This is a genomic window from Erwinia sp. Leaf53, from assembly GCF_001422605.1.
GTDB lineage: Bacteria > Pseudomonadota > Gammaproteobacteria > Enterobacterales > Enterobacteriaceae > Erwinia.
This window is the reverse complement of sequence record NZ_LMLK01000024.1, coordinates 20,398-34,698: the sequence shown is the minus strand read 5'-3', so window position 1 is coordinate 34,698 and position 14,301 is coordinate 20,398. Positions and strand designations below refer to the sequence as shown.

Annotated in this window: 14 protein-coding genes, 4 tRNA genes and 2 other RNA genes; 19 read left to right on the top strand and 1 reads right to left on the bottom strand. The window is 57.1% G+C overall.

The genetic code is table 11. The features are described from left to right. Window positions 1–8 precede the first annotated feature (8 nt). The 19 genes from sucC (at window position 9) to ASF13_RS18520 (ending at window position 12,689) form a co-directional block, all read left to right on the top strand. Window positions 9–1,175 carry an ADP-forming succinate--CoA ligase subunit beta gene (gene sucC / locus ASF13_RS18600; RefSeq protein WP_056239861.1) on the top strand — a complete coding sequence of 389 codons (1,167 nt, stop codon included), beginning with the start codon at window positions 9–11 and terminating at the stop codon, window positions 1,173–1,175. Next, a complete protein-coding gene (sucD, locus tag ASF13_RS18595; RefSeq protein WP_056239857.1) occupies window positions 1,175–2,047 on the top strand; it encodes a succinate--CoA ligase subunit alpha in 873 nt (290 codons plus the stop codon). Before sucC ends, sucD begins: the two co-directional genes overlap by 1 nt. Window positions 2,048–2,661: 614 nt before the next feature. After that, window positions 2,662–4,230: a cytochrome ubiquinol oxidase subunit I gene (gene cydA, locus ASF13_RS18590; protein WP_056239855.1), complete on the top strand. Its 1,569-nt coding sequence runs from the start codon at window positions 2,662–2,664 to the stop codon at window positions 4,228–4,230. A gap of 15 nt (window positions 4,231–4,245) precedes the next feature. Beyond that, on the top strand, window positions 4,246–5,385 hold the full coding sequence (gene cydB, locus ASF13_RS18585; protein ID WP_056239850.1) for a cytochrome d ubiquinol oxidase subunit II: 1,140 nt from the start codon (window positions 4,246–4,248) through the stop codon (window positions 5,383–5,385). Between the two features lie 14 nt (window positions 5,386–5,399). Beyond that, window positions 5,400–5,510, top strand: coding sequence for a cytochrome bd-I oxidase subunit CydX (gene cydX, locus ASF13_RS18580; RefSeq protein ID WP_056239847.1), 111 nt, complete (start codon window positions 5,400–5,402; stop codon window positions 5,508–5,510). Then, window positions 5,510–5,803: a cyd operon protein YbgE gene (gene ybgE / locus ASF13_RS18575; RefSeq protein WP_056239844.1), complete on the top strand. Its 294-nt coding sequence runs from the start codon at window positions 5,510–5,512 to the stop codon at window positions 5,801–5,803. The genes cydX and ybgE overlap by 1 nt, the downstream gene beginning before the upstream one ends. 253 nt (window positions 5,804–6,056) lie before the next feature. After that, window positions 6,057–6,470 (top strand): tol-pal system-associated acyl-CoA thioesterase, encoded by a 414-nt coding sequence (ybgC, locus tag ASF13_RS18570; protein WP_056239842.1) that lies wholly within the window; start codon window positions 6,057–6,059, stop codon window positions 6,468–6,470. Next, entirely contained in the window at window positions 6,467–7,144 is a 678-nt protein-coding gene (gene tolQ, locus ASF13_RS18565; protein ID WP_199177668.1) for a Tol-Pal system protein TolQ, read from the top strand. Before ybgC ends, tolQ begins: the two co-directional genes overlap by 4 nt. Before the next feature lie 14 nt (window positions 7,145–7,158). Then, on the top strand, window positions 7,159–7,587 hold the full coding sequence (gene tolR, locus ASF13_RS18560) for a colicin uptake protein TolR (RefSeq protein ID WP_056239837.1): 429 nt from the start codon (window positions 7,159–7,161) through the stop codon (window positions 7,585–7,587). A gap of 29 nt (window positions 7,588–7,616) precedes the next feature. Then, window positions 7,617–8,990 (top strand): cell envelope integrity protein TolA, encoded by a 1,374-nt coding sequence (gene tolA / locus ASF13_RS18555; protein ID WP_056239834.1) that lies wholly within the window; start codon window positions 7,617–7,619, stop codon window positions 8,988–8,990. A gap of 109 nt (window positions 8,991–9,099) precedes the next feature. Continuing rightward, window positions 9,100–10,392 carry a Tol-Pal system beta propeller repeat protein TolB gene (gene tolB, locus ASF13_RS18550; protein WP_056239830.1) on the top strand — a complete coding sequence of 431 codons (1,293 nt, stop codon included), beginning with the start codon at window positions 9,100–9,102 and terminating at the stop codon, window positions 10,390–10,392. Between the two features lie 44 nt (window positions 10,393–10,436). Further along, a complete protein-coding gene (pal, locus tag ASF13_RS18545) occupies window positions 10,437–10,949 on the top strand; it encodes a peptidoglycan-associated lipoprotein Pal (RefSeq protein WP_056239827.1) in 513 nt (170 codons plus the stop codon). A 9-nt stretch (window positions 10,950–10,958) separates the two neighbouring features. After that, window positions 10,959–11,768, top strand: coding sequence for a cell division protein CpoB (gene cpoB, locus ASF13_RS18540; RefSeq protein ID WP_056239824.1), 810 nt, complete (start codon window positions 10,959–10,961; stop codon window positions 11,766–11,768). 164 nt (window positions 11,769–11,932) lie between these two features. Next, window positions 11,933–12,008: transfer RNA gene (locus ASF13_RS18535), tRNA-Lys, on the top strand. Window positions 12,009–12,021: 13 nt separating this feature from the next. After that, window positions 12,022–12,146: non-coding RNA, RtT sRNA (locus tag ASF13_RS23775), on the top strand. A 59-nt stretch (window positions 12,147–12,205) separates the two neighbouring features. Beyond that, window positions 12,206–12,281 (top strand) — tRNA-Lys (locus ASF13_RS18530). A 15-nt stretch (window positions 12,282–12,296) separates the two neighbouring features. Continuing rightward, a non-coding RNA gene (locus ASF13_RS23770) (RtT sRNA) lies at window positions 12,297–12,421 on the top strand. A 35-nt stretch (window positions 12,422–12,456) separates the two neighbouring features. Further along, window positions 12,457–12,532 (top strand) — tRNA-Lys (locus ASF13_RS18525). Between the two features lie 81 nt (window positions 12,533–12,613). Continuing rightward, window positions 12,614–12,689: transfer RNA gene (locus tag ASF13_RS18520), tRNA-Lys, on the top strand. A gap of 75 nt (window positions 12,690–12,764) precedes the next feature. Here ASF13_RS18520 and ASF13_RS18515 read toward each other — a convergent pair. Beyond that, window positions 12,765–14,222: an AlkA N-terminal domain-containing protein gene (locus tag ASF13_RS18515; RefSeq protein WP_056239822.1), complete on the bottom strand. Its 1,458-nt coding sequence runs from the start codon at window positions 14,220–14,222 to the stop codon at window positions 12,765–12,767. Window positions 14,223–14,301 lie beyond the last annotated feature (79 nt).

Below are 14,301 nucleotides of genomic sequence, written 5' to 3'. Positions count from 1 at the left end.
AGAACATCATGAACTTACACGAATATCAGGCAAAACAGTTGTTTGCACGGTATGGCTTACCGGCACCAACCGGTTATGCCTGCACCACGCCACGTGAAGCTGAAGAAGCCGCCTCTAAAATTGGCGCCGGCCCGTGGGTTGTGAAATGTCAGGTTCATGCCGGTGGCCGCGGTAAAGCGGGCGGCGTGAAGGTTGTTAACAGCAAAGAAGACATTCGTGCGTTCGCCGAAAACTGGCTGGGCAAAAACCTGGTGACCTATCAGACTGACGCAGGCGGTCAGCCGGTTAATCAGATCCTGGTTGAAGCAGCGACCGATATCGACAAAGAGCTGTACCTGGGTGCCGTAGTGGACCGTGCTACCCGTCGCGTGGTGTTTATGGCCTCTACCGAAGGCGGCGTGGAAATCGAGAAAGTGGCGGAAGAGACTCCGCATCTGATCCACAAAATGGCGCTGGACCCGCTGACCGGTCCACAGCCTTACCAGGGCCGTGAGCTGGCGTTCAAGCTGGGCCTGACCGGTAAGCAGGTTGGCCAGTTCACCAAGATCTTTATGGGTCTGGCGACGCTGTTCCTGGAGCGCGACCTGGCGCTGGTTGAGATCAACCCGCTGGTGATCACTAAGCAGGGCGACCTGGTGTGCCTGGACGGTAAACTGACCGCCGACAGCAACGCCATGTTCCGTCAGCCTGAGCTGCGCGAAATGCGTGACCCAAGCCAGGAAGATGCCCGTGAAGCCCACGCAACGCAGTGGGAACTGAACTACGTGGCGCTGGAAGGCAACATCGGCTGCATGGTTAACGGAGCCGGTCTGGCGATGGGCACCATGGACATCGTGAAGCTGAGCGGTGGCCAGCCGGCCAACTTCCTGGACGTTGGCGGCGGCGCGACCAAAGAGCGCGTAACCGAAGCGTTCAAAATCATCCTGTCTGACGATGCGGTGAAAGCGGTCTTCGTTAACATCTTCGGCGGCATCGTCCGCTGTGACCTGATTGCTGACGGTATCATCGGTGCCGTGGAAGAAGTCGGCGTTAACGTACCGGTTGTGGTGCGTCTGGAAGGTAACAACGCTGAGCTGGGCGCGAAAAAACTGGCAGACAGCGGATTGAATATTATTGCAGCAACCAGCCTGAGTGACGCGGCACAGCGCGTTGTTGCCGCAGCGGAGGGTAAATAATGTCCATTTTGATCGATAAAAACACCAAAGTGATCTGCCAGGGTTTCACCGGCGGTCAGGGTACCTTCCACTCTGAGCAGGCGCTGGCCTACGGTACGCAGCTGGTTGGCGGCGTCACTCCGGGTAAAGGCGGCACCGAGCACCTCGGCCTGCCGGTGTTTAACACCGTGCGCGAAGCGGTAGAAGCCACCGGCGCAACCGCCTCGGTGATCTACGTTCCGGCTCCGTTCTGCAAAGACGGGATCCTGGAAGCGATTGAAGCGGGCATCAAACTGATCATCACCATCACCGAAGGCATCCCGACGCTGGATATGCTGACCGTGAAGGTGAAACTGGATGAAGCCGGCGTGCGCATGATTGGCCCGAACTGTCCGGGTGTGATCACCCCTGGCGAATGTAAGATCGGCATCATGCCTGGCCACATTCACCAGCCGGGCCGTATCGGTATCGTTTCCCGTTCCGGTACCCTGACCTATGAAGCAGTTAAGCAGACCACCGACATCGGCTACGGCCAGTCGACCTGCGTCGGTATCGGCGGTGACCCGATCCCAGGCTCAAACTTCATCGACATCCTGAAACTGTTCCAGGATGACCCGCAGACCGAAGCGATCGTGATGATCGGTGAGATCGGCGGCAGTGCGGAAGAAGAAGCCGCAGCGTTTATCAAAGAGTACGTGACCAAGCCGGTCGTCGGCTATATCGCCGGTGTTACCGCGCCGAAAGGCAAGCGTATGGGCCACGCCGGTGCGATTATCGCCGGTGGTAAAGGCACCGCGGACGAGAAGTTTGCTGCGCTGGAAGCGGCCGGTGTGAAAACCGTGCGCAGCCTGGCGGACATCGGCGACGCGGTGAAAGCCGTACTGCCACAGTAAGCGACACTCTCGCGATATCAGGGCCGCCTTCGGGCGGCCCTTTTTTGTTTCTTCCGGCGGCAGGTAGCGCAAAGCAACGGGCTGACTGGCCTGGTTATTAAAATTTTTAAATTATGGGAATTATCATTTACCGTAATAAGTGGCATGAACGGATGGTGCATTTACCTTTTACTTTATAAACTGACACAATAATTTCACAATTCTCCTCTCTTGCACAGTTACCTCACCAGATTATTATTCTGGATCAAGAAATGCGGATTTATACCTGGGTATTTATCTGGAATTACCGTCTCCGATCGGGTTAAATTGCGCCACATCAATGCCAGGTAGATCTTTGATTCATCGAAATTTGATGTAAGACAAGAAAAGAATATTGTCATCGAAAACCACTTTAATTCTGTGGGAAGATGGGCGTATCATCACTGCGCAACCTCATCACCAGAAATTTTAAATCCGTCTTTGCCCTGGGGCTCAGCTGCGCTGAGGCGTGCTGCATTACGCCTGTCACCAGGGTTCAGGAACGCGGTTTTCGTTATTACCGGGGGCACGAATAAATAATGAGTTGCTGACTCACTTATTTAAGGCTTCTCCCTTTAGCGGAGCAAGGAGTTATCATGTTTGATATTGTCGAACTGTCACGTTTACAGTTTGCATTGACGGCGATGTATCATTTCCTGTTTGTGCCACTGACGCTGGGTATGGCGTTTTTACTGGCCATCATGGAGACGATCTACGTCCTGTCAGGTAAACAAATCTATAAAGATATGACCAAATTCTGGGGCAAGTTATTTGGCATTAACTTTGCGCTGGGCGTGGCCACCGGGCTGACTATGGAGTTCCAGTTCGGCACCAACTGGTCCTATTACTCGCACTACGTTGGCGATATCTTCGGTGCGCCGCTGGCGATCGAAGGCCTGATGGCGTTCTTCCTTGAATCCACCTTTGTTGGCCTGTTCTTCTTTGGCTGGGATCGGCTGGGTAAAGTGCAGCATATGGCGGTCACCTGGCTGGTGGCGCTGGGCTCAAACCTGTCGGCGCTGTGGATTCTGGTGGCCAACGGCTGGATGCAGAACCCGGTGGCCTCTGAGTTCAACTGGGAAACCATGCGCATGGAGATGGTCAGCTTCTCCGAGCTGGTGCTCAACCCGGTCGCACAGGTGAAATTCGTCCACACCGTGGCGGCAGGCTACACCTGCGGCGCGATGTTTATTCTCGGGGTCAGCGCTTACTACCTGCTGCGCGGCCGCGACGTCGCCTTTGCCAAACGCTCGTTTGCGGTGGCCGCCAGCTTCGGTATGGCGGCGATTCTGTCAGTCATCGTGCTGGGGGATGAGTCCGGCTACGAAATCGGTGACGTGCAGAAAACCAAACTGGCCGCCATTGAAGCTGAGTGGGAAACCCAGCCGGCACCCGCGGCCTTTACCCTGTTCGGCATTCCCGACCAGGACAAACAGGAAAATCACTTCGCCATTCAGATCCCGTGGGCGCTGGGGCTGATTGCCACCCGTTCCGTCGATAAACAGGTCACCGGCCTGAAAGAGCTGATGAGCCAGCACGAAGTGCGTATCCGCAACGGGATGAAAGCTTACACCCTGCTGCAGGAACTGCGTGGGGGTAGCCAGGATCCGGCGGTGCGTACGGCCTTTAATGCGGCGAAACAGGATCTCGGTTACGGGCTGCTGCTGAAGCGCTATACGCCAGCAGTTGCGGATGCCAGCGAAGCGCAAATAAAACAGGCGGTACAGGACTCAATACCACGTGTTGCACCGCTTTATTTCTCATTCCGTATTATGGTTGCCAGCGGCATGCTGATGCTGCTGATCATCGGACTCTCCTTCTGGACGGTGATCCGTAACCGCATCGGTCAGTGGCCACTGTTGCTGAAATGCGCGCTGTACGGTATTCCACTGCCGTGGATTGCTATCGAATCTGGCTGGTTTGTTGCCGAATATGGCCGTCAGCCGTGGGCAATTGGTGAAGTATTACCAACGGCTGTCGCTAACTCATCGCTTACCGCCGGGGATTTGCTGTTTTCAATGGGACTAATCTGCGGGCTCTACACGCTGTTCATCGTAGCGGAGATGTACCTGATGTTCAGGTTTGCCCGTCTTGGGCCGAGCAGCCTGAAGACCGGACGCTATCACTATGAACAGCCCGAGCCACGTTTGCAGACCGTACGTTAAGGGAGAAACAAAGCGATGTTAACTTATGAACTGATGCGTTTTATCTGGTGGCTGCTTATCGGCATCCTGTTTATCGGCTTCGCGGTCGCCGACGGCTTCGACATGGGGGTCGGCATGCTGACCCGCATTCTCGGCCGCACCGATACCGAGCGACGAGTGATGATTAACAGCATTGCGCCACACTGGGATGGCAACCAGGTGTGGTTAATCACCGCCGGCGGCGCGCTGTTTGCCGCCTGGCCGATGGTGTACGCCGCAGCGTTCTCCGGATTCTACGTGGCGATGATCCTGGTACTGGCTTCGCTGTTCTTCCGTCCGGTCGGTTTCGATTACCGGTCGAAGATTGAGGATATGCGCTGGCGCGGCATGTGGGACTGGGGCATTTTCATCGGCAGCTTCGTGCCGCCGCTGGTGATCGGCGTGGCGTTCGGCAACCTGCTGCAGGGCGTGCCGTTCCATATCGACAGTGACCTGCGTCTGTTCTATACCGGCAACTTCTTCCAGCTGCTGAATCCGTTTGGCCTGCTGGCCGGCATCGTCAGCCTGACCATGATTCTGGCACAGGGAGCGACCTACCTGCAGATGCGCACCGTTGGCGTACTGCATCAGCGTGCCCGCTGCGCGGCGCAAATTTCCGCGCTGGTGATGATGGTCTGTTTCGCGCTGGCCGGCGTCTGGGTAGTTTATGGTATCGATGGCTACGTGGTGACCTCGGCGCTGGATCACAACGGCGTCTCCAATCCGCTGCTGAAAACGGTGGGCCGCGAGGCCGGTGCCTGGCTGGTTAACTTCCAACGTCATCCGGTGCTGTGGCTGATCCCGTTGCTGGGTGTACTGCTGCCGCTGCTGACTATGCTGTTCTCGCGTCTGGAAAAGGGGGCCTGGGCGTTTCTCTTCTCCTCACTGACGCTGGCCTGCGTGATTCTGACGGCCGGGGTGGCGATGTTCCCGTTTGTGATGCCTTCCAGCACCGTGCCGGGTGCCAGCCTGACGATGTGGGATGCGACCTCGACGCTGCTGACGCTGAAGGTGATGACCGTGGCCGCGATGATCTTCGTGCCGCTGATCCTCATCTATACCAGCTGGTGTTACTGGAAGATGTTCGGCCGGGTGACCAATGAACAGATTGAAAACAACACCCACTCACTCTACTGAATAGGAGCGATATCATGTGGTACTTTGCCTGGATCCTTGGCACGCTGCTGGCCTGTGCCTTCGGAATTATCACCGCGCTGGCGCTGGAACATGTTGAGGCCAGCAACGCAGAAGGCGACCAGTAATGGGGCAGGGGGTAAGCCGTCTGTATCAAATGATGGACAGATGCCCCCTGCGGGCGCTGTCGCTGGCCGCCGCGCTGCTGCTGGCGGGCTGTATCTTCTGGGACCCGGCGCGCTTTGCCGCCAACAGCGGCCATCTGGCTATCTGGCAGGGGCCGTTGCTGATCTGGGCGGTATGCAGTGGAGTGATCCACGGCGTCGGCTTCCGCCCGCGACGCCTGCGCTGGCAGGGGGTATTTTCGCCGCTGCCGGCGTTAATCCTGCTGGTCTGCGGCATCGTTTTCTTCTACCGCTAACACGGTTACCGTCCGCCAATGCCTGGCTGCCCGATCGGCCAGGTATACTGTCGACAATCTAACGGATTTTCGTCTGTTTTTATCTCTGTAATTGTCAATCTTTGTTTGCCAAACGTACTGACTTCCCATAAGTTGTTACCGTTCAATAATTATTTTCGTTCCCCTCTGGCAACCCATTCCCAAGCCCTGTGCTCTTGCGTATAGTAGCAACGTTTTCGGGGTACCAACGTTTAATGCATTACCGGGATGTAGAGTGAGTACAACGCTGTTTCGATGGCCGGTGCGCGTCTATTATGAAGACACAGATGCCGGCGGCGTGGTTTACCACGCCAGCTACGTTGCTTTTTATGAACGGGCACGTACTGAGATGCTGCGTCAGCGCCATTTCAATCAACAGGCACTGCTGGAACAGCAGGTGTCCTTTGTCGTGCGTCGAATGACGGTTGATTACCTTGCTGCCGCACGTCTGGACGATCTGCTCAGCGTGGAGTGCCGGGTGGTTGCCATGAGCCGCACGACCATGACGTTCGCTCAGCGCATTCTGAATGCCGATGGGCGTGTACTCAATGAAGCAGAAGTCCTTATTGCCTGCATCAATCCACATCTAATGAAGCCGATAGCGCTTCCCAAGTCTATTGTCGCGGAGTTCAAGCAGTGGCTGACATGAATGTTCTTGATTTGTTCCTGAAGGCGAGCCTTCTGGTAAAACTGATCATGTTAATTTTAATCGGATTCTCCATCGCCTCCTGGGCGGTGATCATTCAGCGCACCCGTATTCTGAATGCGGCGACCCGGGATGCAGACGCTTTCGAAGATAAGTTCTGGTCGGGTATCGAACTGTCGCGCCTGTACCAGGAGAGCCAGGCGCGCCGCGATGAGCTCGGGGGCTCGGAGCAGATTTTCTATGCCGGCTTCAAAGAGTTTGCCCGGCTGCACCGCGCGAATAACCACGCGCCGGAAGCGGTAGTGGAAGGGGCGACCCGTGCCATGCGCATCTCGATGAACCGTGAGCTGGAAGCGCTGGAAAACCATATTCCGTTCCTCGGCACCGTCGGTTCAATCAGCCCTTATATCGGCCTGTTTGGTACGGTATGGGGGATCATGCACGCTTTTATCGCTCTCGGTGCGGTAAAACAGGCCACCCTGCAGATGGTGGCACCGGGTATTGCCGAAGCGCTGATCGCCACCGCGATTGGTCTGTTTGCGGCGATCCCGGCGGTTATGGCTTATAACCGTCTGACCCTGCGCGTGAACAAGCTGGAGCAGAACTACGACAACTTTATGGAAGAGTTCACGGCTATCCTGCACCGTCAGGCTTTCACCAGCGACGCCAGCAAGTAAGTCGGAGGTTTCACATGGCCAGAACGCGTGGTCGCGGTCGACGCGACATGAAGTCCGAGATCAACATCGTTCCGCTGCTGGACGTACTGCTGGTGCTGCTGCTGATCTTCATGGCAACCGCACCGATCATTACCCAGAGCGTTGAGGTCGATCTCCCGGACGCAACAGATTCTAAAACCGTCTCCACTAATGATAATCCGCCGGTGATTGTTGAAGTTTCCGGCGTCGGGCAGTACAGCCTGGTGGTCGATCACGACCGCATGGAGCAGTTACCGTCTGAGCAGGTCGTCGCCGAAGCACAGCGTCGTATCACTGCCGATCCGAAGACCGTGTTCCTGATCGGCGGTGCGAAAGAGGTGCCCTACGAAGAGATCATCAAGGCGCTTAACTTGCTGCATCAGGCAGGCGTGAAGTCTGTCGGATTAATGACGCAGCCGATTTAATTCATTCGAACCGTTTTTGGGAATCGAGAGTGTCGAAGGCAACCGAGCAAAACGATAAGTTAAAACGTGCGATAACCCTCTCAGTGATCCTGCATGTTGTGCTGATCGCTCTGCTGGTGTGGAGCTCGTTTGACGAAAATCTCGACGCCAGCGGCGGCGGTGGCGGCGGTAGTGATATCAGTGCCGTCATGGTCGATCCTGGTGCGGTGGTAGAACAGTATAATCGCCAGCAGAATCAACAGAGTGACAGCAAACGCGCCGAGCAGCAGCGCCAGAAGCAGGCGAAACAGCAGGCGGAAGAGCTGCAGCAGAAACAGGCGGCAGAACAGCAGCGGCTGAAACAGCTGGAGAAAGAGCGTCTGCAGGCGGCTGAACAGGCCAAAGCGGAAGCGGCCGAGCAGGCAGCCGAGCAGAAACAGGCGCAGGAAGCCGCGAAGCAGGCCCAGCAGGAGCAGAAGCAGGCCGAAGCCGCCGCCGCGAAAGCGAAGGCTGAAGCCAAAGCCGAAGCCGATGCCCAGGCGAAAGCTTCAGCAGACGCCGCTGCAAAAGCCAAAGCCGATGCGAAAGCGCAGGCGGATGCCCAGGCGAAAGCCGCCGCTGATGCACAGAAAAAAGCGCAGGAAGACGCCAAAGCGGCGGCTGCCGATGCGAAGAAAAAAGCGGAAGAACAGGCTAAGCAGGCTGCCGCAGAAGCAGCTAAAGTAAAAGCTGCTGCCGATGCTAAAGCCAAAGCGGCTGCGGATGCGAAAGCGGCGCAGGAAGCGAAAGTCCAGGCGGCGGCGGAAGCCAAGGCACAGGCCGCTGCGGAAGCGAAAGCCGCAGCAGCAGAAGCCAAAGCACAGGCTGCCGCAGAAGCGAAAGAACAAGCTGCGGCAGAGGCTAAAGAGAAGGCTGCCGCCGAGGCGAAAGCGAAAGCCGATGCTGCTGCGAAAGCCAAGGCCGATGCGGCAGCCAAAGCCAAAGCCGATGCCGCCGCGAAGAAGAAAGCGGCAGCTGAGGCGGCGAAAGAGGCCGGTGACGTGGGCGATCTGCTCGGCGACCTGACTTCAGGTAAGAATGCGCCGAAATCAGGTAAAGCGGGCGGGGGTGCCGGTGCCGCACCGGGTGAAGGTAACCAGAAGAAAGCGGGCGCTTCAGGTGCCGCGATCGACAGCTACCTGGGCCAGGTGAAAGGCGCGATTCAGAGCAAGTTTTACGATGCTGATACCTTTGCGGGCAAAACCTGCGATGTGCGTATCAGCCTGGGATCGGATGGTCTGCTGATTTCTGCCAAGTCCGCAGGTGGTGACCCGGCACTCTGTCAGGCAGCCATCAACGCGGCTAATTCGGCAAGAATTCCGAAGCCACCGAGTCCGGAAGTGTGGCAGGCGGTTAAAAACGCGACGCTGGAATTCAAACCGTAAACGTGCGTTTACCAGCGGTGTGTTGAACTCTGAGCAACATGCCGTACTCTTAGGTTTGTTGATACAAGGCTAATTATCGTGGGTGTGATACCCGGATAAGGGAGAAATAATGAAGCAGGCATTTCGTGTAGCGCTGAGTTTTTTACTGCTGTTTGTCGCGGTTGCGCAGGCAGAAGTACGTATTGAGATTACTCAGGGTGTGAATACCGCACGTCCGATCGGCGTGGTGCCGTTCAAATGGGATGGTCCGGGTGCAGCCCCTGAAGATATTGGTGGCATCGTAGCCGCTGACCTGCGCAACAGCGGCAAATTCAACCCGCTGGACCGCTCGCGTCTGCCTCAGCAGCCGACCTCGGCGGCTGAGGTGCAGCCAGCGGCCTGGACCGCACTGGGTATCGACGCGGTCGTAGTCGGTCAGGTGCAGCCTGGCGCGGACGGCAGCTACCTCGTCTCTTACCAGCTGGTTGATACCGCCGGTAATCCGGGCACGGTACTGGCACAGAACCAGTTTAAGGTGACCAAACAGTGGTTACGTTATGCTGCGCACACCGCCAGTGACGAAAGCTTTGAGAAGCTGACCGGTATCAAAGGCGCGTTCCGTACCCGTATCGCTTACGTGGTGCAGACCAACGGCGGCCAGTTCCCGTATGAGCTGCGCGTGTCCGACTACGACGGCTACAACACCTTCGTGGTGCACCGTTCACCTGAGCCGCTGATGTCACCGGCCTGGTCTCCGGATGGCAGTAAAGTGGCCTACGTGACGTTTGAGAGCGGTAAATCAGCGCTGGTGATCCAGACGCTGGCCAACGGTGCTATCCGTCAGGTAGCTTCGTTCCCACGCCACAATGGCGCACCGGCCTTCTCACCGGACGGCAGCAAGCTGGCGTTTGCCCTGTCCAAGACCGGCAGCCTGAACATCTATGTGATGGATATCGGCTCCGGCCAGATCCGTCAGGTTACCGACGGCCGCTACAACAGCACCGAACCGACCTGGTACCCGGACAGCCAGAACCTGGCCTATACCTCTGACCAGGCCGGCCGTCCACAAATCTATAAAGTCAGCGCAGGCGGCGGCACGCCTCAGCGTATTACCTGGGAAGGTTCACAGAACCAGGACGCAGACGTCAGCTCTGATGGTAAATCTTTGGTGATGATTAGCACCAACGGCGGCGCTCAACACGTCGCACGACAGGATCTGGTAACGGGAGCCGTTCAACAATTAACGGACACGTTCCTGGATGAAACGCCAAGTCTGGCACCGAACGGCACCATGGTAATCTACAGCTCCACTCAGGGCATGGGTTCAATTCTGCAGTTAGTGTCAACCGACGGGCGTTTCAAAGCGCGTCTTCCGGCAACCGATGGACAGGTCAAATTTCCTGCCTGGTCGCCGTATCTGTGATGCATAAATAATTATGTATGGCAAACTATAATAGGAATTATGAAATGCAACTGAATAAAGTGCTGAAAGGCTTAATGCTGGCACTGCCAGTGATCGCAGTAGCTGCATGTAGCTCACACAAGAACAACAACAACGACCAGACTAACGGTCTTGGTGACGGTTCTAACAGCGGCCTGAACAGCGGCAACATGTCTTCTGACGAGCAGGCTCGCCTGCAGATGCAGGAACTGCAGAAAAACAACATCGTGTACTTCGGCCTGGACAAATATGAAATCCAGTCTGAATTCGCACAGATGCTGGACGCGCACGCAAACTTCCTGCGTAGCAACCCGTCTTACAAAGTCACTGTAGAAGGCCACGCGGATGAGCGCGGTACCCCTGAGTACAACATCGCCCTGGGCGAACGTCGTGCCAGCGCAGTGAAAATGTACCTGCAGGGTAAAGGCGTTTCTGCTGACCAGATCTCTATCGTTTCTTACGGTAAAGAGAAACCAGCCGTACTGGGCCACGACGAATCAGCGTATGCTAAAAACCGTCGTGCAGTACTGGTTTACTAAGAGAATCACATGATTAGTAGCTGCAGAACTCATCTCCTGAGTCTGTCGTTACTGATTGGCGTAGCGGCCCCCTGGGCCGCTAATGCCCAGGCAACAATCAGTAGCGTTGGCTCCGGCTCGGTCGAAGACCGCGTCACCACCCTTGAGCGTATCTCTAATGCTCAGGCTCAACTCCTCCAGCAGCTTCAGCAGCAGCTTTCCGAAACTCAGACCGATATCGACTCACTGCGCGGTCAGATCCAGGAAAACAACTACCAGCTGAACCAGGTGGTGGAGCGTCAGAAAAGTATTCTTCAGCAGATCGACGGTCTGAGCAGCGGCGGTGCCGCGGCCGGTGGACAGTCGGGAAACGCTGATGCCGCAGCAGCCGGTGCCGGTGCCGCCGCAGGGGATAACAGCACGTCCGGTAGCCAGCCTGCCGCCGCCGCTGCGCCAACCCAGAGCGGTGATGCCAATACCGACTACAACGCAGCGGTTGCGCTGGTGCTGGAGAAAAAACAGTACGATCAGGCAATCTCGGCTTTTCAGGCCTTTGTGAAGAAGTACCCGGATTCAACCTACCAGGCCAATGCTAACTACTGGCTGGGGCAGCTGAATTACAACAAAGGTAAAAAAGACGATGCGGCATTTTATTTTGCCACCGTAGTCAAAAATTACCCTAAATCACCGAAGAGCCCGGAAGCGCTGCTCAAGGTCGGGGTGATCATGCAGGAAAAGGGCGACAAGGCAAAAGCCAAAGCGGTCTACCAGCAGGTGGTAAAACTGTACCCAACCAGTGAAGCCGCAAAACAGGCGCAGAAACGCGCTGCCGGTCTGTAATTGCCGTTGTGTGACCAGTTTTCGTCTGAATTCTGGTCTTAACGCCTGAAAGTCAGGCAGTTGAACGATTTAACCTGAAATAGTGGTTGCGCTGAAAATTCAAATCAGTAATATATGCCGCCGTTGCAGGGGGATAAGTTCAACGCCAAAAGCAACAAAAAAGTGGGTCGTTAGCTCAGTTGGTAGAGCAGTTGACTTTTAATCAATTGGTCGCAGGTTCGAATCCTGCACGACCCACCAATTACAAGCAGTACACGGTGTTTAATCGTGAAGGATGAGAACCGTAAAGGTTCGGGTCGAGCGAAAGCGAGACAACGTTGCCAGTGGCAACGGCCCGAAAGGCGAGGCGTCAGCCGAGTCATCCTGCACGACCCACCACTAAAGCAGTTGAAGTTGTTTGAAGTACGATATGGGTGCCCGTCATCACCCACCATATCGGGTCGTTAGCTCAGTTGGTAGAGCAGTTGACTTTTAATCAATTGGTCGCAGGTTCGAATCCTGCACGACCCACCAATTATGGAAATAGTACACGGTGTTTAACCGTGAAGGATGAGAACCGTAAAGGTTCGGGTCAAGCGAAAGCGAGACAACGTTGCCAGCGGCAACGGCCCGAAGGGCGAGGCGTCAGCCGAGTCATCCTGCACGACCCACCACTTCAGACAGCGTAGTAAAGGCAGTACCGCATTGCGGGTCGTTAGCTCAGTTGGTAGAGCAGTTGACTTTTAATCAATTGGTCGCAGGTTCGAATCCTGCACGACCCACCACTTCCGCTAAGGAAGTCCGCAATACGCAGCAGTAACGATATGGGTGATTAGCTCAGTTGGCCCGTCATCACCCACCATATCGGGTCGTTAGCTCAGTTGGTAGAGCAGTTGACTTTTAATCAATTGGTCGCAGGTTCGAATCCTGCACGACCCACCAAATTCAGAAAAAAGCGCCTGTAAGGCGCTTTTTTCGTTTCCGGATACAACCACTAAAATCGGCCAGGGTGTTGTGTCACCCTTTCCCCAGACTCTTCCAGATATGCATTACCGCATAGCTGCGCCACGGTCGCCACGCCTGAGAGCGCGCCTCCGCCTCTTTGGCCGTCAGCCCACCCAGATTGTTGCGTACCACGATGTCCCCCGCAGGAAAGGCGTCAGGCCAGCGTAGCGCGCGCATAGCAAGATACTGTGCCGTCCAGTCACCTATGCCCGGCAACTGCAGCAGCAGGGCTGTGGTGACGTCTGGCTGGCTGCCGGCATCCAGCTGCAGCTCTCCGCCGGCACAAGCCGCTGCCAGCGCCAGCAGGGTACGGCTGCGTGCGCTGATAATCCCGAGGCTGGCAATTTGATCAACCGTGCAGGTGGCGACGGTAGCGGCCTGTGGCGACAGCCGGGTCAGCTGCGGCAGCGGCGTGTCGATCGCTTCGCCAAACGCGCCGACAAAACGCCCACCGAGCGTGGTCGCCGCCTTCACGGTGATCTGCTGGCCGAGGATCGCCCGTACCGCCATCTCAAAGCCGTCAAATGCCCCCGGCACCCGTAAGCCCGGGTGCGCCTGCACGGCCGCCGCCAGCAGCGGATCCTGGCTCAGATGAGCGGCTATCAGGTCCGGGCGGGCGCTGAGGTCGAACAGATTGCGTAACCGCCGCAGCAGCGCCGGCAGCACCGGCGTCAGGGTATGGCTGAACGCCACGCTTAGCGCGGAGCTCTTCGGCGAGGCGGTCACGCGGATCCAGCCGCGACAGGCCCCCAGACGCACCGTACGGGCGTAACTGTCCGCATCCACGTACTCGACGCCCGCCAGCGCACGCAGCCGCAGGAAGTCGAGCATGGCCGTCCAGTCGTAAGGCGGGCGGTAACTCAACAGCAGCGTGGAGCTGTCGCCTGGCTGACCGCTCTGCGGCTTCGCGATCAGCGCCCGGCGCAGACGGCTGGGGGGCATGCGATACTGGCTGCTAAACGCGGCGTTAAAGCGGCGCAGGCTGCTGAACCCGCTGGCGAAGGCGATTTCGGTGATCGGCAGCGATGTCTCGCTTAACAGCTGCTTGGCTAGCAGCAGGCGGCGGGTCTGGCGCAGCTCCTGCGGGGAGACCCCGAGCTGTTGCTGGACGATACGCCGCAGCTGGCGCAGGCTGAGCTCGAACTGGGCGGCAATCGCCTCCAGCGAATCCACTTGCTCGGCCAGCCCTTCATCGATGCGCTGCATCAGCCGCTCCGCAATCATTGAACCGCGGTCGACCGGGGCATTACCCGGCGCCAGCTCGGGGCGGCAGCGCAGGCAGGGTCGGAAATGGGCTTTCTCGGCGGCTTCCGCGCTGGCAAAAAAGCGGCAGTTCTGCGCCTGTGGTGGCTTTACCGGGCAGACCGGGCGACAGTAGATGCCGGTGGAGGTCACGCCGACGTAGAACACGCCATCAAAACGTGCGTCGCGCGAGGTAAGCGCCAGATACGCGCTGGCCGGATCGATCATAGAAGGTGCCCCGTTAAGCTAAGGTAATCCACGTTAATCCGTTTGCGGTGCTGACACTGGCCGTTTGCGGACATCAAAC

What these genes read in the sequence shown, in the direction of transcription:
- sucC (WP_056239861.1), top strand. Translation starts at nt 9, where the DNA reads ATGAACTTACACGAATATCAGGCAAAACAGTTGTTTGCACGGTATGGC.
- sucD (WP_056239857.1), top strand. Translation starts at nt 1,175, where the DNA reads ATGTCCATTTTGATCGATAAAAACACCAAAGTGATCTGCCAGGGTTTC.
- cydA (WP_056239855.1), top strand. Translation starts at nt 2,662, where the DNA reads ATGTTTGATATTGTCGAACTGTCACGTTTACAGTTTGCATTGACGGCG.
- cydB (WP_056239850.1), top strand. Translation starts at nt 4,246, where the DNA reads ATGTTAACTTATGAACTGATGCGTTTTATCTGGTGGCTGCTTATCGGC.
- cydX (WP_056239847.1), top strand. Translation starts at nt 5,400, where the DNA reads ATGTGGTACTTTGCCTGGATCCTTGGCACGCTGCTGGCCTGTGCCTTC.
- ybgE (WP_056239844.1), top strand. Translation starts at nt 5,510, where the DNA reads ATGGGGCAGGGGGTAAGCCGTCTGTATCAAATGATGGACAGATGCCCC.
- tolQ (WP_199177668.1), top strand. Translation starts at nt 6,467, where the DNA reads ATGAATGTTCTTGATTTGTTCCTGAAGGCGAGCCTTCTGGTAAAACTG.
- tolR (WP_056239837.1), top strand. Translation starts at nt 7,159, where the DNA reads ATGGCCAGAACGCGTGGTCGCGGTCGACGCGACATGAAGTCCGAGATC.
- tolB (WP_056239830.1), top strand. Translation starts at nt 9,100, where the DNA reads ATGAAGCAGGCATTTCGTGTAGCGCTGAGTTTTTTACTGCTGTTTGTC.
- pal (WP_056239827.1), top strand. Translation starts at nt 10,437, where the DNA reads ATGCAACTGAATAAAGTGCTGAAAGGCTTAATGCTGGCACTGCCAGTG.
- cpoB (WP_056239824.1), top strand. Translation starts at nt 10,959, where the DNA reads ATGATTAGTAGCTGCAGAACTCATCTCCTGAGTCTGTCGTTACTGATT.
- ASF13_RS18515 (WP_056239822.1), bottom strand. Translation starts at nt 14,222, where the DNA reads ATGATCGATCCGGCCAGCGCGTATCTGGCGCTTACCTCGCGCGACGCA.